The 20,495-nt window shown below is 71.8% G+C and carries 19 protein-coding genes; 14 read left to right on the plus strand and 5 right to left on the minus strand.

Features of this window, described 5'->3' with window-relative positions; all coding sequences use genetic code 11:
- Positions 1-53 precede the first annotated feature (53 nt).
- On the plus strand, positions 54-1,400 hold the full coding sequence (gene murD, locus O7604_RS19400) for a UDP-N-acetylmuramoyl-L-alanine--D-glutamate ligase (protein ID WP_269705145.1): 1,347 nt from the start codon (positions 54-56) through the stop codon (positions 1,398-1,400).
- Between the two features lie 4 nt (positions 1,401-1,404).
- Here murD and O7604_RS19405 read toward each other — a convergent pair whose 3' ends face one another.
- From O7604_RS19405 to O7604_RS19415, 3 genes are all read right to left on the minus strand, one after another.
- Positions 1,405-1,950 (minus strand): DUF6114 domain-containing protein, encoded by a 546-nt coding sequence (locus O7604_RS19405; protein ID WP_269705146.1) that lies wholly within the window; start codon positions 1,948-1,950, stop codon positions 1,405-1,407.
- Between the two features lies 1 nt (position 1,951).
- Positions 1,952-2,581: a DUF6230 family protein gene (locus O7604_RS19410; protein WP_269705147.1), complete on the minus strand. Its 630-nt coding sequence runs from the start codon at positions 2,579-2,581 to the stop codon at positions 1,952-1,954.
- 181 nt (positions 2,582-2,762) lie between these two features.
- Positions 2,763-3,518: a TetR/AcrR family transcriptional regulator gene (locus tag O7604_RS19415; protein ID WP_269705148.1), complete on the minus strand. Its 756-nt coding sequence runs from the start codon at positions 3,516-3,518 to the stop codon at positions 2,763-2,765.
- A gap of 349 nt (positions 3,519-3,867) precedes the next feature.
- On the opposite strand from O7604_RS19415, the gene O7604_RS19420 reads away from it, so the two are divergent.
- Both O7604_RS19420 and O7604_RS19425 read left to right on the plus strand, forming a co-directional pair.
- On the plus strand, positions 3,868-4,554 hold the full coding sequence (locus O7604_RS19420) for a Tat pathway signal sequence domain protein (protein WP_269705149.1): 687 nt from the start codon (positions 3,868-3,870) through the stop codon (positions 4,552-4,554).
- 128 nt (positions 4,555-4,682) lie between these two features.
- Positions 4,683-5,978, plus strand: coding sequence for an aspartate aminotransferase family protein (locus tag O7604_RS19425; RefSeq protein ID WP_269705150.1), 1,296 nt, complete (start codon positions 4,683-4,685; stop codon positions 5,976-5,978).
- Positions 5,979-5,981: 3 nt separating this feature from the next.
- Here the strand turns inward: O7604_RS19425 and O7604_RS19430 are convergent, their stop codons facing one another.
- Positions 5,982-7,361 (minus strand): acyltransferase, encoded by a 1,380-nt coding sequence (locus O7604_RS19430; RefSeq protein WP_269705151.1) that lies wholly within the window; start codon positions 7,359-7,361, stop codon positions 5,982-5,984.
- A gap of 163 nt (positions 7,362-7,524) precedes the next feature.
- On the opposite strand from O7604_RS19430, the gene ngcE (O7604_RS19435) reads away from it, so the two are divergent.
- The 4 genes from ngcE (O7604_RS19435) (at position 7,525) to O7604_RS19450 (ending at position 11,555) form a co-directional block, all read left to right on the plus strand.
- Positions 7,525-8,940: an N-acetylglucosamine/diacetylchitobiose ABC transporter substrate-binding protein gene (ngcE, locus tag O7604_RS19435; protein ID WP_269705152.1), complete on the plus strand. Its 1,416-nt coding sequence runs from the start codon at positions 7,525-7,527 to the stop codon at positions 8,938-8,940.
- The gene (locus tag O7604_RS19440) at positions 8,940-9,848 is read left to right on the plus strand and encodes a sugar ABC transporter permease (RefSeq protein ID WP_013287344.1); all 909 of its coding nucleotides are present in this window, start codon (positions 8,940-8,942) and stop codon (positions 9,846-9,848) included. Before ngcE (O7604_RS19435) ends, O7604_RS19440 begins: the two co-directional genes overlap by 1 nt.
- Entirely contained in the window at positions 9,845-10,759 is a 915-nt protein-coding gene (locus O7604_RS19445; RefSeq protein WP_269705153.1) for a carbohydrate ABC transporter permease, read from the plus strand. The genes O7604_RS19440 and O7604_RS19445 overlap by 4 nt, the downstream gene beginning before the upstream one ends.
- 85 nt (positions 10,760-10,844) lie before the next feature.
- Positions 10,845-11,555: a hypothetical protein gene (locus O7604_RS19450; protein WP_281577290.1), complete on the plus strand. Its 711-nt coding sequence runs from the start codon at positions 10,845-10,847 to the stop codon at positions 11,553-11,555.
- Positions 11,556-11,723: 168 nt separating this feature from the next.
- Here the strand turns inward: O7604_RS19450 and O7604_RS19455 are convergent, their stop codons facing one another.
- Positions 11,724-12,713 (minus strand): BadF/BadG/BcrA/BcrD ATPase family protein, encoded by a 990-nt coding sequence (locus tag O7604_RS19455; RefSeq protein WP_281577291.1) that lies wholly within the window; start codon positions 12,711-12,713, stop codon positions 11,724-11,726.
- A gap of 157 nt (positions 12,714-12,870) precedes the next feature.
- Between O7604_RS19455 and O7604_RS19460 the strand changes: the two genes are divergently transcribed.
- From O7604_RS19460 to O7604_RS19490, 7 genes are all read left to right on the plus strand, one after another.
- Positions 12,871-13,818 carry a MurR/RpiR family transcriptional regulator gene (locus tag O7604_RS19460; RefSeq protein WP_269705156.1) on the plus strand — a complete coding sequence of 316 codons (948 nt, stop codon included), beginning with the start codon at positions 12,871-12,873 and terminating at the stop codon, positions 13,816-13,818.
- The gene (locus tag O7604_RS19465) at positions 13,815-14,564 is read left to right on the plus strand and encodes an SIS domain-containing protein (RefSeq protein ID WP_269705157.1); all 750 of its coding nucleotides are present in this window, start codon (positions 13,815-13,817) and stop codon (positions 14,562-14,564) included. Before O7604_RS19460 ends, O7604_RS19465 begins: the two co-directional genes overlap by 4 nt.
- 23 nt (positions 14,565-14,587) lie before the next feature.
- Positions 14,588-16,000 (plus strand): N-acetylglucosamine/diacetylchitobiose ABC transporter substrate-binding protein, encoded by a 1,413-nt coding sequence (gene ngcE, locus O7604_RS19470; protein WP_030500335.1) that lies wholly within the window; start codon positions 14,588-14,590, stop codon positions 15,998-16,000.
- 22 nt (positions 16,001-16,022) lie between these two features.
- Complete coding sequence (locus tag O7604_RS19475; protein ID WP_120569017.1) at positions 16,023-16,964, plus strand: sugar ABC transporter permease; 942 nt, start codon at positions 16,023-16,025, stop codon at positions 16,962-16,964.
- Between the two features lie 13 nt (positions 16,965-16,977).
- Positions 16,978-17,928 (plus strand): carbohydrate ABC transporter permease, encoded by a 951-nt coding sequence (locus O7604_RS19480; RefSeq protein ID WP_120569018.1) that lies wholly within the window; start codon positions 16,978-16,980, stop codon positions 17,926-17,928.
- A 134-nt stretch (positions 17,929-18,062) separates the two neighbouring features.
- A complete protein-coding gene (locus O7604_RS19485) occupies positions 18,063-19,736 on the plus strand; it encodes a bifunctional 3'-5' exonuclease/DNA polymerase (RefSeq protein ID WP_269705158.1) in 1,674 nt (557 codons plus the stop codon).
- Between the two features lie 140 nt (positions 19,737-19,876).
- Positions 19,877-20,470, plus strand: coding sequence for a nucleotidyltransferase family protein (locus O7604_RS19490; protein WP_116507115.1), 594 nt, complete (start codon positions 19,877-19,879; stop codon positions 20,468-20,470).
- Positions 20,471-20,495 lie beyond the last annotated feature (25 nt).

Consider the following 20,495-nt stretch of genomic DNA (forward strand, 5'->3'; position numbering starts at 1 on the left):
CCGGCTGGGCCGGACCCTGCCCGCCGTGCGTCGACCGAGTCCGAGGAGAGCCCGTGCGCCTGTCTGATCTGCGCGGACGTCATGTCGCCGTCTGGGGCGCCGGCCGCGAGGGCCGGGCCGCGGTGACCGCGATCGCCGCGCACGGGCCGGCCGGCCTCGTCGTGGTCGACGACAGCGCGAACTTCCTCACGCTGCCGTGGGACGGTCCGCTCGCCGCCTCGGCGCCGCTCGTCACCGGCGAGGAGGGCTTCGAGCGCCTGGCCGCCGCCGACGTGGTGGTCCGCTCGCCGGGCGTGCCGAACACCCACCCGTGGATGGTGGAGCTGCGCCGCCGGTCCGTGCCGGTGACGCAGGGCAGCGCGTTGTGGATGGCCGACCATGCGGACCGCACCGTCGGGGTGACCGGCAGCAAGGGCAAGAGCACCACGTCCAGCCTGATCAGTCATCTGCTCACCGCGATGGACCGGCCGAACGTGTTCGGCGGCAACATCGGGGTGCCGCTGCTGGACCTGCCCGAGGCGGAGCTGTACGTGCTGGAGCTGTCCAGCTACCAGTGCTCCGACCTGACCGACTCGCCGCGGGTGGCGGTGGTGACCGCGCTGTTCCCCGAGCACCTGGACGCCCACGGCGGCGAGCGGGAGTACTACCGGGACAAGCTGAACCTGATCGCGCACGGTCCGCACGCCGTCGTGGTCAACGGCGCCGACCCGCGCCTGGCGGCGGAGCTGGGCGACCGGGCCGCGGTCCGGGCCGGTTCGCCGGACACCACGCACGTGGCCACCGGGCCGGACGGTACGCAGTGGTTCCACCTGCGGGACACGCCGCTGTTCCCGCGCGCGGTGCTGCCGCTGGTCGGCCGGCACAACGAGGGCAACCTCTGTGTCGCCCTCGCGGTGCTGGACGCGCTCGGCGTCGACGTGGTGGCGCGCAAGGACAGCCTCGCGGTGGCGGTCGCGGAGTTCCAGGGCCTGGCGCACCGACTCACCGAGATCGCCGACCCGTCCGGGCTGACGTTCGTCGACGACACGCTCGCCACCAGCCCGTACGCGGCGATGCACGCGATCGACGCGTACGAGGGTCGGCCGTTGACGGTGATCGTCGGCGGCGCCGACAGAGGGCTGGACTACAGCCCGCTGCGCGCGCACCTGGCCGACCGGGAGATCACCGTGATCGGCGTGCCGGACAGCGGCCCCCGCATCGTGGAGGCGCTGTCCGGGCTGCCGTCGGTGCGTACCGAGCTGGCCGACGACCTGGTCGCCGCCGTCGGGCTGTCCCGCAAGCTGACCCCGGCGGGCGGGGTGGTGCTGCTGTCCCCGGCGGCGCCGAGCTACGGCCGGTTCCGCAACTTCGAGCACCGCTCCGAGGTGTTCGCGCAGGCGGTGGCCGACACCGCCCGCTGAGCGGTCAGCCGCGCTCCGCGCGGGCGTTCCCCGGCGGGCCGGGCTCGCCGGAGAGGATCGCGTCGAGCGACTCCGTGGGCGCCGAACTGTCGACCGGCTCGCGCGGCGCGGGCGCCGTACCGGCGGACGTCGTCCCGGCGGGCGTCGCCTCCGGGCCGGCGTGGGCCGGGCGCCGCTTGACCGGCGTCCAGGCGAACGCGAGCGCGCCGCCGACGAGCGCCAGCAGCATGCCGATCAGGAACCCGCCCAGGTTCGAGGTGAGCCAGGAGACCAGCCCGAGCACGAGGGAGAGCACCGCGTAGAAGACGCGTTGCTGCGGCGTGGTGATCAGCAGCACGCCGCAGATGACCAGGACGGCCGGGACCAGGTACGCGGCCAGCCCTTGCGGCCCGACGTGCAGCAGCACCCCGAGCGGCGCGCGCAGCGTCACGAGCATCTCCGCGCCGCCGAGCGCGATGAGCAGCCCGGCGGTGAACGGCCGGGCCCGGCGCCAGCGCCGCCAGCGTGTGCGGACGCCGGCGGCGGGCGCCGAGTGCTGTCCCGCGGTCACGTCAGCACCCTTCGGAGCTGAAGCCCATGCGCAGGTTGGGCAGTGTGAAGACGGCGGCGGTGGTGGCGTAGTTGTTCTGCCGCAGGTTGGTGATGGTCACGGTGTCGGCCTGCTGGGCGAACACGCCCGGGTTGCCCTTGACGCCGGGGACCTTGTCGACGGTGCTGGCGTCCTGACCGACGTCGATGTTCTTGAAGGAGGCGTTACCGGCGATCTCGTCGCCGTCGACCACGAGTGTGCGCGCGGTGACGGGCTTTCCGGAATTGCCGGCGGTGATCCGCAGGTTGGTTCCGCCCAGGTTGATGCTCTGGCACAGATTCGTCAGTTCGGCCTTGTCGATCGCGGAGACGATCACGAGCACCTGCCCGCCGGTGTCGCCCTGGTTGGGGCTGTCCGGGATCATCTGGTCGAGCGTGGCGAACTGCTCGAACCCGGTGCCCTCCAGCTTGTCGGCGGTGACGGTGAAGGGCATGCCCGAGATGGCGAACTGCGCGCCGAGCACACCCTGCGCGGTCAGCACCACCATGCCGGCCGCCCCGGCCGTCACGGCGCCGAGCGTGACGGCGAACCGGCGCCAGCGTACGCCGCTTCGTGGTTGATCGGCCTCGATCTGCTCGATCTGCTCCGACATGCCGGCCCCTTTCGAGATCAATTCATCTGCGACGATGCGAATTGGCTTCGCATGATGCGCGCCGAGGGGCGCAGGCCGAAGTTACCGCTGAGTAAAGGGGCGGTCAACTGCCTGTAGCAGATCATTGGTCGGTATTTGCCAAAAGCGGCCAAAGTGAAAAACCGCTGCGGTTTCTCACCGCTCAGGGCTGGCCGGGCGCGCAGGGCGCGGTGGCGGCCGGACCGTCGTCCGCCCTCCCCGTGCGGGCGATGCGACCCGCCTCGTGCGGTCCGAGGAACGGCGCGACGGCCGCGTACGTGAGGGCCGGCAGCAGCAGCGGCAGCTCCTCGGCCCGCCCCTGCGCCACCCGCTCACGGATGGTGGCGTGGATTCCGCCGACCACTGTGGACAACAGTGCCTCGCGGTCCAGGTCGGCCGGCTCCGGTCCGGCGCCGGCGAAGAACCGGCGGAAGCTGCGCAGGAGCGCGTCGCGCTCCCGGCGGGCATCAGGCCCGGCCGCGTCCACCTCGACCAGCGCCATCCGGGCGAAGGCGGGCACGCTCGCCAGCACGTCGAGCAGCGTGCGCAGCGCCGCCCGGACGGCCTCCGGCCACTCCGGGCCGGCGTCGCGGTAGGCGTCCTCCATCAGGTGCGACACCACGGCGATGCCGTGCCGGTACGCGGCCAGGAACGCGTCCTGCTTGCCGCTGAACAGCGTGTAGAACGCGGGCCGGGTGACCCCGGCGGCGTGGCAGATGTCGCTGACCCGGGCGTTGTCGTACCCCCGGGTGGCGACCTCCCGGACCAGCCCGTCGAAGAGGCGGTCCCGCTGGGTCGCCGCCACCTCCTCGGCCGGCACGCGGCGCGGGCCGCGCTTGATGGCGCGGTCCGGGTCGCGGCCGTGGCGGGCGCCCGGCAGGGGTACGGGCGCCGGCGACGGCGGGCTCGGGACTGTCACTCATCGACCTTTCTTGATGCGTTGACTTTACGACCCTCCGGGGTTTATAACTTTCGACACGCTCAGTTCACGCCTCGTCACCGCTGGTGATCTCTCCTGATCGGTCACCCGAACGCGTCGAAGGAGGGCCGGATGGCTGCCATTATCGCCGCGCGGACCCGTCCCCCCAAGGCCGGAGAGACCCAGGTGACGCGGCGACGCCGCACTGCGCCACGCCGCCCGGCCCGCTGAGGCCGCCACGGCGCACCACCACCTGCGGCGGACCGATCCCGGCCGCCGCACCCACCGGCTCCGTCCGCTCCGGACGCCGCCGGCACCGTTTCCTGTCCCACCGCCGGAAGGAACAACCATGCCCAGGTACGGACGCATCGGCGCGGGCCTCGCCGCCCTGGCGCTGCTGACCGGTCTGGTCGGCGCCGCCCCCGCCACCGCCGCACCCACCACCTCGCTCGCCAGCGCCGTGCTGACCTACCCGACCGTCGCCGGCACCGCCGTGTCGGTGGGCGACGTCATCCAGGCCAGCCTGCGCAGCGGCACCAACGCCACGTTCTACTCCTCGACCAGCGGCACCACCGGCATCAAGTGCGCCGCGTCCAGCTTCAGCGCCAAGGTGCTGACCAACCCGACCGCACCCGGCACCGCGACCGAGAGCCTCACCGCGCAGTCGTTCACCAGCTGCACGACGAACGTCTTCGGCACCACCGGCGTGCAGAGCGTGACTGTCAACAACCTGCCCTACACCACCTCGGTGACCAGCGCCGGCGTCGTCAAGATCTCCGGGACGACGGCGGCGCCGATCCAGAGCACCGTCGTGCTCAACTCCCTGCTCGGCACGATCACCTGCGTCTACCGCACCAGCACGAACACGCTGACCGGTACGGCGTCCAACGCCACCAACTCGATCACCTTCACCAATCAGCCCCTGACCAAGTTCTCCGGCCCGTCGCTGTGCTTCGGCACCGCGTACTTCACCGCGGCGTACTCGCCGGTGAAGGACACCAGCAAGACCGGTAGCCCGGCCGTCTACGTCAACTGACACCCGGCTCTCGGGCCGGTGGCCGGCGATCCGCCGGGCACCGGCCCGTGGTCGCGCCACCGTGGCACTTGTCCCCGCCGCACCGTGGTGGCAGCGTGCGGAGACTACCGCCGCTGAAGGGTGCGCCGATGACCTCCGACGACCTGCTGGCCCGGCACCGGGCCGTGCTCCCGTCCTGGATGCCGCTCTACTACGCCGAACCGCTGGAACTCGTCGCCGGTTCCGGCCGCCGGGTCACCGACGCGGCCGGCCGGACCTATCTGGACTTCTTCGGCGGTGTGCTGACCACGATGGTCGGTCACGACATCCCGGAGATCCGGGAGGCGGTCGAGCGGCAGCTGCGGACCGGCCTCGTGCACACCTCCACGCTCTACCTGATCCGCCGGCAGGTCGAGCTGGCCGAGAAGATCGCCCGGCTCTCCGGCATCCCGGACGCCCGCGTCTTCTTCACCAACTCCGGCACCGAGGCGAACGAGGCCGCGCTGCTGGTCGCCACCAACCACCGGCGCTCGCACCAGATCCTCGCGGTGCGCAACAGCTACCACGGCCGGTCGTACGCGACGATGGGCGTCACCGGCAACCGCGGCTGGTCGGCCAGCGCGCTCAACCCGTTGCAGGTGGCCTGGCTGCACTCCGGTGAACGGCTGCGCGGCCTGCTGGCCCGGCTCGACGCCGCCGACCGGGTCGACGCGGCGGTCGAGGACCTGCGCGAGGTGCTCGCCACCCAGACCGCGGGCGACGTGGCTTGCCTGATCGCCGAGCCCGTCCAGGGCGTGGGCGGCTTCGTGCACGGCCCGGACGGGCTCTTCGCCGCCTGGAAGAAGGTGCTCGACGAGCACGGCATCCTGCTGATCAGCGACGAGGTGCAGACCGGGTGGGGTCGTACCGGTGAGCACTTCTGGGGCTACCAGGCGCACGGCGTGACGCCGGACCTGCTCACCTTCGCCAAGGGCATCGGCAACGGCTTCGCGCTCGCCGGCGTGGTCGGCCGGGCCGAGGTGCTGGAGTCGGTGCCGGCGATCAGCTTCTCCACCTTCGGCGGCAACCCGGTCTCCACCGCCGCCGGCAACGCGGTGCTCGACTACCTGCTCGACCACGATCTCCAGGGCAACGCCGCCCGCGTCGGCGCGATCCTCGGCGATGGCCTGCGCGCGGCCACCGCCGGGCTGGAGCAGGTCGCCGAGGTACGCGGCAAGGGCCTGATGCTCGCCGTCGAGTTCGTCCACCCGGGAACCGTCGAGCCGGACGCGGCGCTGACCACCCGCGTCTTCGAGGCGTGCCGGGCCGGCGGTCTGCTGGTGGGCAAGGGCGGCCTGTACGGCAACGTGATCCGGATGGGCCCGCCGCTGACGCTCACCGAGGAGGAGGCGCGGGAGGGCCTGGCGATCCTGGTCGACGCGATCCGCGCCTCGATCGAGGCGTGAGCGTCAACCCGGCCGGCGCAGTCCGGACCTGAGCAGTCGCAGCAGACCCGCCCCGGCCAGGTACGCCACGAGCGCCGGGGCGGGCAGGCCCAGCGGTTCCGGTGCCTCCTCGGGTGCGAGGCTGTTCAGCAGCAGGCCGACGAGCACGCCCGCGTACCCGGCGACGGCCAGAGCGGCGCGCAGCCGCCGGCCGCCCGCCCCGGCCGGCCCGGTCGCGGCCGGGCGGCGGGTGCGGGCCTCGACCGGGCCGAAGACGGCGACCAGCACGGCCAGCACCGCGGCCAGCGCGAGCAGCCACGGTACGCGCCACGCCCACCAGGCCGCCGAGCCGGCCGGGGGAGTGGGCAGCACGCCGAGCCGGTCCAGCAGGCCGACGAGCAGGATCGCGGCGGTCAGGTGCCAGAGGAACAGGGTGAGCACCACGGCGTTCACCGCGAGCACCGCCTGCCAGGGGCCGGACCGGCGCAGCCAGCGCCCGGCCGGGTGCCGCAGCAGCAGGATCAGGCCGAGCTGGGCGGCGGCCGCGGCGAGGAGCGCCAGGCTCGGCGGCGCCGCGTTGTCCAGCCGCTCGCCGGGGACGTGGAGCATCGCCACCGGGTACGGCCCGGCCACCGTGAGCAGCACCAGCGCGACCAGGCCACCGCCGAGCAGGACCGCGCCGGCCCGGCGGGACAGCGGCAGCCGGCGGCGGAGCAGGCCCCGCGGCGCGGCGTGTCCGGCGCGGGTGTCCGCCCGGGCGGCGTCGTACCAGGCGAAACCGAGCTGGTGTACGGCCAGCCAGCCGAACAGGTAGTTGCCGTCGGCGAGCACGGCCGGGCCGAGGAGCCGGCCGAGGTCGCCGAGCGCGACGAGGACCACGAGCACCACCGGCACGGCGAGTCCGAACCGGCGGTGCAGCGCCTCCATCGGCGGGGTCAGCGCCACCACCGCGACGTAGGCCACCAGGAACCACAGCGGGATGGTGGCGAACCAGACCACGGCGCGAACCTGCCCCGGGTCGGCGCCGCGCAGAGTGGCGATCCCCGCGCCCGCGGCCAGGACCAGCAGCAGCACGGTGGTGGGCCGGATCAGCCGGGCGCTGCGGTCCACCAGCCATCCGGCCGCCGACCCGCCCCGGCGCCGGCGGGCGGCCAGCGAGGCGGCGTTGGCGTAGCCGCCGACCAGGAAGAACACCGGCATCACCTGGGCCACCCAGGTCAGCGGCCAGGCCCAGCGCAGGTCCGCCAGCGCCGAGTGGCCGGCGGGACGGCCGTCGTCGTACCCGATCGCGGTGACGCCCCAGTGGCCGAGCACGACCATGGTGATGGCGAGCGCCCGGAGCAGGTCGATGTAGCGCTCCCGCCCCGGCGGCGTGCGTTGCGCGAGCTGCCGCAGGCGGCGCATGGGCTCAGGCTAGGCCAGCGGACGCCGACCGGTACCGATAACGGATCGGTCGAGAGGGCTTGTGGTCCCGGTCGCACTGTCGTAGAAATTCTTCATCGGAAATGCTTCTGGTGAAGACAAGCGACAGGGTGCTCACCGCGCGTACCCGGACCGAGGAGATGCGATGAACAGGCGTGAGATCCTTCGGCGCAGCGCCGCCGCCGGTCTGCTGGCCACCCCCGCCGCCGGGCTGCTCGCCGGCTGCGCCACGTCGGGTGGGGGCGACGAGGGCGACAAGGACGCGTACAAGGGCACCAAGAGCGAGCAGAACCCGCTCGGCGTGGCCGAGGACGCCCCGCTGGAAGTGGTGATCTTCAACGGCGGCTTCGGGGAGGAGTACGCCAAGGCCCACGAGGCCATGTACAAGGAGCGGTACCCGAAGGCGGCGATCAAGCACTCGGCCACCGCGGAGATCAGCAAGACGCTCCAGCCGCGCTTCGTCGACGGCAGCCCGCCGGACGTGGTGAACAACTCCGGCGCCGGCCAGATCGACTTCAACGGCCTGGTCTCGCAGGACGCGATCGCCGACCTGGGCGAGCTGCTCGCCGCGCCCAGCCTCGACACGCCTGGCAAGACGGTCAAGGACACGCTGCTGCCCGGCACCGTCGAGGTCGGCTCCTACGACGGCCGGTTCCTGGTGCTCAACTACACCTACACGGTGTACGGCATCTGGCACTCCACCAAGCTGTTCGCCGACCGCGGCTGGGAGGACGCCAAGACCTGGGACGACCACATCGCGCTCTGCCGCCGGATCAAGGCCGCGGGCATCGCACCCTGGACGTACGCCGGTGTGCACCCCCGCTACATGAGCTGGCCGCTGATCTCCACCGCGATCAAGCTCGGCGGCCCCTCGGTCGCGCTGGCGATCGACAACCTGGAGCCGAACGCCTGGAAGTCGGACGCGATGAAGACCGCCGCCGACGCCTGGCACCAGATCGTCAAGGACAAGTTCATCCTCGACGGCTCCCCGGGCCTGGACCACAAGCAGTCGCAGACCGCCTGGTGCCAGGGCAAGGCCGCGTTCATCTCCTGCGGCTCCTGGCTGGAGAGCGAGCAGAAGGACGTCACGCCGGCCGGCTTCAACATGACCGTCGCGCCGACGCCGAGCCTGGGCAGCGGCGACAAGCTGCCGTACGAGGCGATCCGCGGCACCGCGGGCGAGCCGTTCATGGTGCCGGCCAAGGCGCGCAACGTCGCCGGCGGCCTGGAGTACTTCCGGACCATGCTGTCCCGCAAGGGCGCCCAGGACTTCACCCGGAAGGTCGCCAGCCTGCCCGTGGTCGCCGGCGCCACCGAGGGCATCGACCTGCCGTACGGGCTCAGCACCGTGGTCAAGGCGCTCGACGCGTCCGGCTCCAACGGCTTCAACTGGGTCTACAACAACTACTACCGCAAGCTGGAGCGCAACCTGGTCGACGCGGCCTGCGGCGAGTTCTTCAGCGGCCGGATCGGCCCGGCCGAGTTCCTCGACCAGTGCCAGAAGGGCGCCGACTCGATCGCCGGAGACAGCTCGGTCAAGAAGTACAAGCGGTCCGCGTGATGCGACAGGGCCGCCTCCCCCTGATCCTCACGTTCCTGCTGCCCCCACTGGCGTTGTACGGCATCTTCGTGCTCTCGCCGTACCTCCAGGCTTTTCAGATCTCCACCACCGACTGGATGGGCTACTCCGCGCAGGCCGACCCGGTCGGCATGGCGAACTTCCGCACGCTGCTGCACGACGGGTACGTGTGGAACGCGTTGAAGAACAACGCGATCCTGCTCGCCGTGGTGCCGGTGGTGACGATCGGGCTGGGCCTGTTCTTCGCCAGCATGCTCACCATGGGCGGCCGCAAGGGCCGGGCCGGTGTGACCGGGGTGCGCGGCACCTCGGTCTACCGGCTCGTCTACTTCTTCCCCCAGGTGCTCTCGGTGGTGATCATCGCGCTGCTCTGGAAGGAGATCTACAGTCCGACCAGTGGCCTGCTCAACGGCGCCCTGCGCGCCGTCGGGCTGGCCACCCCGGCCTGGCTCGGCGACCCGCGCTTCGCGTTCTGGTGCGTGCTGGCGGTGATGGTGTGGAGCAACGTCGGCTTCTACGTCGTGCTCTTCGGCGCCGCCATGCAGGCGATCCCGCGCGACATCTACGAGGCGGTGCTGCTCGACGGCGCGTCCCGCACGACGATGCTGCGGAAGATCACCATTCCGCTGCTCTGGGACACCATCCAGGTCGCGTGGATCTACCTCGCCATCGCGGCGCTGGACGGCTTCATCCTGGTCCAGCTCATGACCAACGGCGGGCCGAACTTCTCCTCCGACGTGATCGGCCTGCGGATGTACGACACGTCGTTCGGCAGCGAGAACAAGTTCGGGTACGCCTCGGCGATCGGCGTGGCGATGTTCTTCCTGACCCTCTCGGTGGCGGTGCTGGCGCTGCGCACCGCCCGGCGCGATCGGATCGAGTACTCGTGACCACAGTGGATCCCACCGCGACGACCGCCGGCACCGCCCTCCCGGTCGACGGCGCGCAACCGGGCGACCGGCCGCCGCGCCGTGAGCTGGGCGTGGCGAACGTCTTCTCGCACGGCTTCCTGCTGCTCTGGGCGGCCATGACGGTGCTGCCGCTGGCCTGGATGGTGCTCAGCTCGCTCAAGACCAACGGTGAGATCGTCGCCGAGCCGTGGGGGTTGCCGGAGGCGCTGCGGTTCGACAACTGGACACGCGCCTGGACCACCGCGCACATCGGCCGGTTCTTCTTCAACAGCATCGTCGTGGTGGCCGGCTCGCTGAGCCTGACCATGCTGCTCGGCGCCACCGCCGCGTACGTCTTCGCGCGCTACGAGTTCCGCGGCCGGCAGGTGGTCTACTACCTGTTCGTCGGCGGCATGATGTTCCCGGTCTTCCTGGCCCTGGTGCCGCTGTTCTTCGTGGTCCGCAGCGTCGGCCTGCTCGGCACCTGGCCCGGCCTGATCCTGGTCTACACCGCCTACTCGCTGCCGTTCACCGTGTTCTTCCTGACCGCGTTCTTCCGGACGCTGCCGACGTCGATCGCGGAGGCCGCGCTGATCGACGGCTGCGGGCACTTCCGGCTGTTCTTCCGGGTGATGCTGCCGATGGCGCGACCGGGACTGATCAGTGTCGGGATCTTCAACTTCCTCAGCCACTGGAACCAGTTCCTGCTGCCCCAGGTGCTTCTGCCGGGCGACGGGCAGGACCGGATGCTCGCCCAGGGCCTGAGTTCGCTCGCGGTGAGCCAGGGCTACGCCGGTGACTACGCCCAGTTGTTCGCCGGCCTGACCATCGCGGTGCTGCCGGTGCTCGTGGTGTACGTGGCGTTCCAGCGTCAGGTCCAGTCCGGACTGACTGCCGGGCAGCTCAAGTGAGGTCGTTGCCACAGGTGACGGGGCAGTGGAGACGTTCGAGCTGACCTAGGGTGAGCCGGCACGCTCATCTATCGACAGGAATCTCATGTTCTTCCTTCTCTACACACTGTTGCTGATGCTCGGCGGCATCGCGATGGTCGTCGTCGGCGCGGTCGTCAAGGAACAGGGCAAGGGCTCCCGGATCCTCAACGTGGTCATCGGCCTGGCCTTCTTCGGGTACGGCTTCTACCTGCTGTTCCTGTTCGATGGCGACAGCTACCGGATCTTCTTCTACGTCTTCGTGCTGCCGATCCTGCTGATCGTGCGGGCGGTGAAGGCCCGCAAGGAGGCCCGCGAGCAGGCCGAGGCGCAGCAGTTCGCCGGCGGACCGCAGTTCGCGGGCGGCCAGCAGTACGGGGGCGGCCAGCAGTACCCGGGCGGGCCGTCGTTCCCGGGTGGTCAGCAGTACCCGGGCGGGCAGCAGCAGTTCGCGGGTGGGCAGCAGTACCCGGGCGGACAGCAGCAGCACGGCATGTACCCGGGGGCGGGGCACGGCCAGCCCGGCCAGGGGTTCCCGCCCGCTCCGGGGCAGCACGCCCCGGGTCAGCCCGCACCGTACGGCGCCGCGCCGCAGGGGCACCCGGGCCAGCCCGCCCCGCAGGGCTGGCACCCGAATCAGCAGGCACCTCAGGGTGGCGCGCCCCAGGGCCACCCGGGTCAGCCCACGCAGTACGGCCCCCCGCCGCAGGCCCACCCGGGCCAGCCCGCGCCGCAGGGCTGGCACCAGGCTCAGCCGGGTTCGCAAGACCGATACTGATCAGCCGGAGTGCCGGCTCACGCCGACAACTGCCGGAGGCGGCGAGTGGAACGTCATGGGTGTCAAACGGGCGTTTTGACACCCATGGCGTTCCACCCAACGGCCGAGCCCCGCGGCGGGGCGGGCAGCGCGGCGGGGCGGGCAGCGCGGCGGGGCGGGGCGGGCGGGTCAGGCGGGTGGGGGCACCAGGCGGGTGTGCAGTGCGGCCGGGTCGGTCACCTCGGGCAGGTCGCGGGCGGCGAGCCAGGCCGCGGCGGCCGCACCGTCCCCGGCGGTGTGCAGCGGCGCGTCCGGCCAGCGGCCTGCCAGTTCCGCGCGTACCGCGCCGGCCAGCGGGGTGTCGCCGGTGAGCAGCCCGCCGCCGAGCACCACCGGATCGGCCGCACCCGGCGGGCGGATCCGGGAGACGCTCTCCGCCAGCAGCGCCGCGGCCTCGGCGATCAGCGCGACGGCCGTCGGCTGCCCGTCGTGGGCCGACGACACGACGAGCGGCGCGAGCCGGGCCAGTTCCACCGGCGGCCGTCGCGTCACCGCCTGCACCACGGCTCCGGCGGTCGCCCGCGGCTGATCGTCCACAGCGGTGGTGCCGGTCAGCTCCGCCAGCACCTGGCGTCCCAGGTCGTCGGGGGCTTCCGCGCGGTCCAGGTCGGCCAGTAGCCGGCGGACCGCCTCGCGGCCGAGCCAGAAGCCGGATCCGGCGTCGCCGAGCAGCCAGCCGTGACCGTCGGCGGTGCGGTCCAGCCGCAGGTCGCGTACCTGGGCGGCGATCGCGCCGGTGCCGGCGACGAGCACGGTGCCGTCCGGGGCAGCCGTACCGGAGGCGTAGGCGACCAGGGCGTCGCCGTGCACGGCGTACGGGCACCGTAGCCCTGCCTCGGCCCACGCCCGGTCGAACGCGTCGCGGCCGTGCGGGTCGGCCAGGAGGCGGCCGGCCCCGGCGAGGCCGATGACGCCGGCGCGTACCCGAAGGGGGTCGATGTCGGCGAGCGCCGCGCGCAGGGCGGCGAGCAGCTCGGCGGCGGCCCGTTCGGCGCCGTGGCTGGTGGGGTTGCCGCCGCCGGCACGGCCGGTGCCCAGGCGTGTGCCGTCGAGGCTCAGCGCGGCCGCGCGGGTGGACGTACCTCCGACGTCGAGGCCGACCACGACGGTGTCCGACATGGTCTTCATGCTGGTCCGCCGTGTCGCCGGACGCAAGATCGCGCCGGTGCGCCAGGTAACAGTTTGAAAACTTCACCCACGCTCTTGACACGGAGGGGCCTTCAGTAAGAACTTTTACCACTAACAGTTAACACTCTTTTCCGAAAGGCTTCCGCCGATGGTCGAGCACGAGGTGGAGACTTCCGCGGCGACCGCGGTGGTCGATGCCGGTCCGGCCGACCGGCTGGGCGCCGACGGCGTGCTGGCCAGGGTCCGGGCCGGCACGGGGGAGCTGACCGGGGCGCTGCGCCGGGTCGCTGAGCACGTGCTCAGCGACCCGGAGGCGGCGGCCCGGGCCACCATCGTCGAGCTGGCCGAGCGCAGCGGCACCTCGCCGGCGACCATCACCCGGTTCTGCCGGGCGATGGGCTTCGAGGGCTACGCCGACCTGCGGCTCGGCATCGCCGCCGAGACCGGGCGGGCGCGCTCGGCGGGCTGGACCGTCGACATCGGACGCGAGATCCAGCCCGGCGACCCGCTGTCCCGGGTGCTCGACCAGATCATGGCCGCCGACACGCGGGCGATGCACGACACCGCCGCGCTGCTCGACCTGGCCGAGGTGGAACGCGCGGCGGTCGCCATCGCCGGGGCCAGCCGGGTGAACATCTTCGGCGCCAGCGGCAGCGCGCTCGTCGGCGAGGAGATGCAGTTCAGCCTGCACCGCATCGGCGTCGCCGCGTGGGCCTGGAGCGACGTGCACGAGGGGCTGGCCAGCGCCGCGCTGCTGGGCGCCGGTGACGTCGCCCTCGGGATCTCGCACACCGGGCAGACCCGGGAGACGATCGAGCTGCTCGCCGAGGCCGGCAGCCGCGGTGCCACCACCGTCGCGCTCACCGGCTTCCCCCGCTCGCCGCTCGCCGAACTGGCCGACATCGTGCTGGTCACCGCCAGCCAGGCCACCACGTTCCGGCCGGACGCGCTCTCCGCCCGGCACCCGCAACTCGTCGTGCTCGACCTGCTCTACATCGCGGTGGCGCAGCGCACCCACGACCGCGCCCACGCGGCCTTCCGGCGTACCGCCCAGGCCGTCGACGGGCACAAGGCCGCGAAGGGGTCCCCATCATGATCAGTGCCCAGCGGTACGCCGACGCGGTCCGCCCGGTGCTCGACCGGCTGGTGGACAGCCAGGCCGTGGCGGTGGACCGGGCAGCCGACCTGATCGCCTCCGGGCTGCGCTCCGGTGGCGTGCTCCAGGCGTTCGGCGCCGGCCACTCGGAGGCGTTCGCCGCCGAACTGGTCGCCCGGGCCGGCGGCCTGGTCCCCGCCAACCGGCTCTCCCTGCACGACCTCGTGCTGCACGGCGACGCGCCCCGCGATGTGCTCGCCGACCCGAAACTGGAACGCGACCCGGCCGTGGCGCACCAGCTCTACGCGCTGGCGGCGCCGCAGCCGGAGGACGTGTTCGTGGTCGCCTCGCAGTCCGGCATCAACGGCTCGGTCGTCGAGCTGGCGACGCTCGTCAAGCGTGGCGGCCATCCGCTGATCGCTGTCACCTCGGTCGAGCACACCGCCCGGGTAGCTCCTCGGCACCCCTCCGGGCACCGGCTCGCCGACCTCGCCGACGTCGTGCTGGACAACGGCGCGCCGTACGGCGACGCACTGCTGCCGCTCGAGGGCGGCGGCGCGGTCTGTGCGGTCTCCTCGGTCACCGCGGCGCTGCTGGCGCAGCTGCTGACCGCCGAGGTCGTACGACGGTTCCACCAGGCCGGAGAGGTACCCCCTGTCTACCTCTCCGCCAACGTCCCCGGTGGGGACGAGCACAACCTCGCCCTCGAGTCGCGGTACGCCGGGCGTCTCCGGCGGACCGCCTGACCCGACCCACAAGGAGAGACAAGATGTCGGTTACCCCCGAGAAGTTCGGCGACGTCAGCCGTCGGACCCTGCTGCGGCGCGCCGCCGCGGCCGGTCTGCTGGCCGTACCGGCGGCGGGTCTGCTGAGCGCGTGCGCCGGCAGCGAGCCGAGCAAGTCCGACGGCGGCGGCGCGGCCAAGAGCAAGGACAACCCGTTCGGCGTCAAGGACGGCAGCGCGGTCAAGGTGGTCGTCTTCAACGGTGGCCTGGGCGACCAGTGGGCCAAGGAAGACAAGGTCATCTTCAACGCCAAGCACCCGAACATCACGGTCAACATGTCTTCGACCCAGAAGATCAAGACCGAAGAGCAGCCCAAGATGGCGACGCAGCCGAGCGACCTGGTGATGAACTCGGGCGCCGACATGATGGACCGCAGCACGCTGATCAACGAGGGCGCGATCGAGCCGCTGGACGACCTGCTCACCGCGCCGGCCTGGGACAGCGAGGGGACGGTGGCCGACAGCCTGCTGCCGGGCACCGTCGCCGACGGTACGCAGAACGGCAAGTTCTACGTCGTGAACGTGGCGTACACGGTGTGGGGCAACTGGTACAACGCGGCACTGTTCAAGAAGGAGGGCTGGACGGCGCCGACCACCTGGGACGAGTTCTTCGCGCTCGCGCCGAAGATCAAGGCCAAGGGCATGGCGCCGTACGTGCACGACGCGGTGCACGGCTACTACCCGCGCTGGGCGCTGTTCGCCAGCATCTGGAAGGCGGTCGGCAAGCAGGCCGTCGTCGACATCGACAACCTGAAGGACGGCGCCTGGAAGGCCGACGGCATCGTCGCGGCGCTGGAGCCGTGGGAGAAGCTGGTCAAGGACAAGCTGCTGCTGCCGGGCAAGCTCGACCACACCCAGTCGCAGCAGGCGTTCCTGGACGGCAAGGCGGCCTTCATCCAGGTCGGCACCTGGCTGAAGAACGAGATGGCCGCGACCATCCCGCCGGGCTTCGAGATGACCATCTCCGACTACTGGAGCAAGAGCGGCGACAAGGCCGCCAAGGACGTCTTCGCCTCCTCCGGCGAGGGCTTCGTGGTGCCCAGCAAGGCCCCGAACAAGGAGGCCGCGAAGGAGTTCCTGCGGGCCATCCTGTCCAAGGCCGGCTCGGCGAAGTTCGCCGAGCTGACCAAGTCGCTGGCCTCCACCAAGGGCTCCGGCGACAACGTCCAGGACACCGCGCTGGCGTCGGCGAACTCGCTGATGAAGAACGGCAGCTCGGACCTGATCTCGGTGAAGTTCCCGGACTTCTACGCCGACCTGGACAAGGAGAGCCAGAACCTCTCCGAGGAGCTGATGGCCGGCCGCCTGACCGCGCAGCAGTTCGTCGACAAGATGCAGGCGGCCGCCGACAAGGTCGCCAAGGACTCGTCGATCAAGAAGCAGACCCGCACCGCCTGATCACCGCGAGGAAGTGAGTCCAATGCGGCACGGAGTCGCGCGTTTCGTCACGGGCTTCCTGGCCCTGCCCGTCGCGCTGTACCTGTTCTACGTGGTGTGGCCGTTCGCCCAGGCGGCGGGATACTCGCTGACCGACTGGGGCGGGTACTCCGATTCCCAGCGCTTCGTCGGGCTGGACAACTACGTCCGGCTGTTCTCCGACGAGCTGATCCGGAAGGCGTTCTGGCACAACGTGTTCTTCCTGGTCACCGTGCCGCTGTTCACGATCGCGCTGGCCCTGTTCCTCGCGTTCCTGCTCAACGTGGGCGGACGCGAGGACAGGGCCGGCATCCGCGGGGTGTTCGGCTCCGGGATCTACAAGGTCATCTTCTTCTTCCCGCAGGTGCTGTCGCTGGTGGTCATCGCCGTCATGTGGCAGCAGATCTACCGCACCGACGGGCAGGGCCTGATCAACGGCCTGCTCATCAAGATCGGGCTGGTCGACGCGGACAACCCGATCGCCTTCACCGCCGACCCGGAGCCGTTCCTCGGCGTGCCGGCGGTGCTCTGGTGGTTGCTGTTCATCGCGGTGTGGAGCGGCGCCGGCTTCTACATGGTGCTGTTCTCCGCCGCGATGCAGTCGATCCCGAAGGACATCTACGAGGCCGCGATCCTCGACGGCGCGGGCCGGTTCCACACGTTCTTCAAGGTGACGCTGCCGCTGCTGCGGGACAGCATCTCGGTCGCCTGGGTCTATCTGGGCTTCATCGCGCTGGACATGTACGCGCTGGTCTTCGTCATGACGCCGAGCCAGGGCGGGCCGAACCACGCCAGCGAGATCTTCGCCTCGGTGATCCAGTTCAACGCGTTCCAGAAGGGCCAGTTCGGTTACGCCTGCGCGATCGCCGTCGCGCTGGCCATCTTCACCATTCTGCTGGCCGCGCTCCAGCTGAGGATCACCCGCCGTGAGCGGATCGAGTACTGAGGAGGTCTGGACGATGAGCACTGTGACCCACACCTCCGGTCCGGCCCGGTCCGACACGGCACCGCCGGACCGGCCGCCGGCGGACCGGCGGAACGTCGGCAACGGCTTCGGCGGCCGCATCTTCAACGGTTTCTCGCACCTGTTCCTCGCGGTCTGGGCGATCATGGTGGTCTACCCGCTGCTGTGGGTGGTGATGTCGGCGCTCAAGACCGACTCGGAGGTGATCCGCGAACCGCTGTCGCTGATCCCCGACGCGTTGCAGTGGGACAACTTCGCCCGCGCCTGGACCGCCGGGATCGACAGCTTCTTCCTCAACACGCTGCTCGTGCTGGTGTTCAGCGTGACGCTGACGATGCTGCTCGGCTCGATGGCCGCGTACGCCCTGGCGCGCTACGAGTTCCGCGGCAACCGGCTGATCTACTGGATGTTCCTGTCCGGGCTGACGCTGCCGATCTACCTGGCCGCGGTGCCGCTGTTCAAGGGCGTCTACAACACCGGCGTCAGCCTCCCGTTGCTCGGCCCGAACAAGCACCTCATGCTGATCCTGGTCTACGTGGCGTGGTCGCTGTCGTTCACGATCTTCTTCATGCACTCGTTCTTCCGGACGCTGCCCGACTCGATCGCCGAGGCGGCCCAGGTCGACGGGGCGTCGCACACCCGCACGTTCTTCAGCGTGATGCTCCCGATGGCCAAGCCGGGCCTGATCAGCATCGGCATCTTCAACGTGCTCGGCCAGTGGAACCAGTGGTACCTGCCGACGCTGCTCATGCAGTCGGTGTCCGGCGAGCCGAAGAACCAGGTGATCGCCCAGGGGTTGATCGAGCTGTCGGTCAACCAGGGCTACAAGTCGGACTGGTCCGGACTGTTCGCCGGGGTGACCATGGCGATGCTTCCGGTGCTGATCGTGTACATCGTCTTCCAGCGCCAGGTGCAGTCCGGCCTCACCGCCGGCGTCGGCAAGTAACCCTCCGGGAGGTAAGGAAGGGCCCCTTGTTAACACCGGGTGTTAACAAGGGGCCCTTCCTCTACCGCAGGCGTTAAGAGGGGGCCCTTCCTTCCCCGCGGAGCGTGTCGGGGGGAGGGGGCAGAATCACGTCCGTGCTGGTGGCGGTGGAGGCGGACGAGCGAGGCGGCGGCGTGCTGCAACCGCTGCGCGCCGACGGCACCCCGTCCGGCCCGCCCGAGGAGGTGGCCGACCTGGCCACCGCCGTCGCCGCCCGGGAGGCCGCCGGCCACCCCCGCTGGCTGTGGGCCGCCTGGGCCGGCGTCTACCCGGCGCTGCTGCGCGCCGGGGTGCGGCTCGACCGCTGCCACGACGTCGAGCTGACCGAGGCGCTCCTGCTCGGGCACGCCGGCCGGTGGGGCGAGCCCCGCGCGCTACCGGCCGCCTGGGCCCGGGTCACCGGCGCGCCGGTCCCGCCGGACCCGGCGCCCCGCCCGCCCGAGCCGCCGGGCCACGCCCAGGCCGCGCTGTTCGAGCCGCCGTCCGGCCCGCCCGGTCCGGGCATCACGGCGTTGACCCGGGTGTACGCCGACCAGCTCGCCCGGATCGCCACGACCACCCACCCCGGCCGGTTCCGGCTGCTGGTGGCCGCCGAGTCGGCGGGCGCGCTGGTGGCGGCCGAGATGGGCGCGGCCGGGCTGCCGTGGCGCGCCGACGTGCACGACACGATTCTGGCCGGCCTGCTCGGCGAGCCGTCCCCGGTCGGCGGGCCGCCGCGCCGGCTGGCCGAGTTGCAGGCCCGGATCGCTGACGCGTTCGGCGTACGCCAGGTGCACGCCGACTCGCCCGCGGAGCTGTTGCGGGCGTTCGCCCGCGCGGGCGTGGACCTGCCGAACACGCGCGCCTGGGTGCTGCGCGGGGTGGAGCATCCGGCGGCGCCGCTGGTCCTGGAGTACAAGGAGCTGTACCGGATCTGGACGGCGCACGGCTGGGCCTGGCGCGACGCCTGGGTGTCCGGCGGCCGGTTCCACCCGGAGTACGTGCCGGGCGGCGTGGTCTCCGGCCGCTGGGCGACCCGGGGCGGCGGGGCGTTGCAGATTCCGAAGGTGATCCGGCGGGCGGTGGTGGCGGACCCGGGCTGGACGTTCGTGGTCGCCGACGCGGGCCAGCTCGAACCGCGCGTGCTCGCGGCGGTCTCCGGCGACGAGCGGCTCGCCGCGGCGGGCGGTGCCGGTGACCTGTACGCCGCGCTGGCCCGGGACGCGTTCGCCGGTGACCGGGCGAAGGCCAAGGTGGCCCTGCTCGGGGCGATGTACGGGCAGACCGGCGGGGCGGCCGTGCCGGCCCTGGCGGTGCTGCGGAAGAACTATCCGACCGCGTTCGGCTACGTGGAGGCGGCGGCCCGCACCGGTGAGGCGGGCGGGCTGGTCCGGTCGTGGTTGGGGCGCACCTGTCCGCCCGGGTCGGCGGGGTTCGCCGAGGGGGAGGAGGCGATGCCGGACGGCGGGGCCGATCCGCACAGCCCGTCGGCGCGGGCGGCCCGTTCACGTGGGCGTTTCACCCGCAACTTCGTCATCCAGGCCACCGCCGCCGAGTGGGCCTCCACGCTGCTGGCGACGCTGCGTACCGAGCTGGCCGGCACGGAGGCGGAGCTGGTCTTCTTCCAGCACGACGAGGTGATGGTGCACTGCCCGGCCGGGCAGGCGGCGGCGGTCGCCGAGGCGGTCACCGCCGCCGGGGCGCGGGCCACAGGGCTGCTGTTCGGCGACACCCCGGTCCGGTTCCCGCTGGACCTGTCGTCAGTGGACTGCTACGCGGACGCGGCATAGTCACGCAAATTTCCGTTTTGCCCCGCTACCCGGTCCCGGCCGTGCTCGTTGGGCCCGGTGTGCGTACGACGGGACGGACCGGGCGGCTGTGCCCGGTCCGTCCCCTGATCGAGGGGGCACCGCTGAACCGGATCGCTGCAATGATCATCGCCGCCGGTGGCGGCCGCCGCATCGGCGGACCCGAAGCGCTGCTGCACCAGGGCGAGAAGCCGCTGGTCAGCCAGATGATCGACACGATGGCCGAGGCGGGCTGCGCGCAGGTCGTGGTCGTCCTGGGCGCGGCGGCCGAGCAGGTGCGGCAGACCACCGACCTGACCGGCGCCACAGTGGTGGTCAACCGCGCGTGGGGCACCGGGGTGGGCTCCTCGATCCGGGCCGGGCTCGCCGCGCTCACCGACGACGACATCGAGGCGGTGGTCGTGGTGCCGGTGGACATGCCCGGGCTCACCGCGACGGCGGTCCGCCGGGTGACCGCCCTGCCGTATCCGGACGTGCTGGTCTGCGCCACCTACGACGGGCTGCGCGGCTACCCGATGCTGTTCGGCCGCCGGCACTGGTCCGGCATCGCCACGCTCGCCAGCGCCGACGTCGGGGCCCGACCGTACCTGCTGGCGCACAAGGACCAGATCGTCGACATCGCCTGCGACTCGGTGGCCGACGGCAGCCGGATCGACAGCCCGGAGCTGATGGCGCTCTACGGCCTGTCCATCCCCGAGCAACGCGTCGGCGCCTGAGGCGCGCCGCTTGTCGGACCCGGGT

This window comes from Micromonospora sp. WMMA1947 (genome assembly GCF_027497355.1).
Classification (GTDB): domain Bacteria; phylum Actinomycetota; class Actinomycetes; order Mycobacteriales; family Micromonosporaceae; genus Micromonospora.

Bases quoted from the DNA above. Each gene is read 5' to 3' on its own strand.
- O7604_RS19475 (WP_120569017.1), top strand. From the start codon at position 16,023: ATGCGGCACGGAGTCGCGCGTTTCGTCACGGGCTTCCTGGCCCTGCCC.
- O7604_RS19490 (WP_116507115.1), top strand. From the start codon at position 19,877: ATGATCATCGCCGCCGGTGGCGGCCGCCGCATCGGCGGACCCGAAGCG.
- O7604_RS19425 (WP_269705150.1), top strand. From the start codon at position 4,683: ATGACCTCCGACGACCTGCTGGCCCGGCACCGGGCCGTGCTCCCGTCC.
- O7604_RS19450 (WP_281577290.1), top strand. From the start codon at position 10,845: ATGTTCTTCCTTCTCTACACACTGTTGCTGATGCTCGGCGGCATCGCG.
- ngcE (WP_030500335.1), top strand. From the start codon at position 14,588: ATGTCGGTTACCCCCGAGAAGTTCGGCGACGTCAGCCGTCGGACCCTG.
- O7604_RS19420 (WP_269705149.1), top strand. From the start codon at position 3,868: ATGCCCAGGTACGGACGCATCGGCGCGGGCCTCGCCGCCCTGGCGCTG.
- O7604_RS19410 (WP_269705147.1), bottom strand. From the start codon at position 2,581: ATGTCGGAGCAGATCGAGCAGATCGAGGCCGATCAACCACGAAGCGGC.
- O7604_RS19480 (WP_120569018.1), top strand. From the start codon at position 16,978: ATGAGCACTGTGACCCACACCTCCGGTCCGGCCCGGTCCGACACGGCA.
- O7604_RS19430 (WP_269705151.1), bottom strand. From the start codon at position 7,361: ATGCGCCGCCTGCGGCAGCTCGCGCAACGCACGCCGCCGGGGCGGGAG.
- O7604_RS19460 (WP_269705156.1), top strand. From the start codon at position 12,871: ATGGTCGAGCACGAGGTGGAGACTTCCGCGGCGACCGCGGTGGTCGAT.
- O7604_RS19465 (WP_269705157.1), top strand. From the start codon at position 13,815: ATGATCAGTGCCCAGCGGTACGCCGACGCGGTCCGCCCGGTGCTCGAC.
- O7604_RS19455 (WP_281577291.1), bottom strand. From the start codon at position 12,713: ATGTCGGACACCGTCGTGGTCGGCCTCGACGTCGGAGGTACGTCCACC.
- ngcE (WP_269705152.1), top strand. From the start codon at position 7,525: ATGAACAGGCGTGAGATCCTTCGGCGCAGCGCCGCCGCCGGTCTGCTG.
- O7604_RS19440 (WP_013287344.1), top strand. From the start codon at position 8,940: ATGCGACAGGGCCGCCTCCCCCTGATCCTCACGTTCCTGCTGCCCCCA.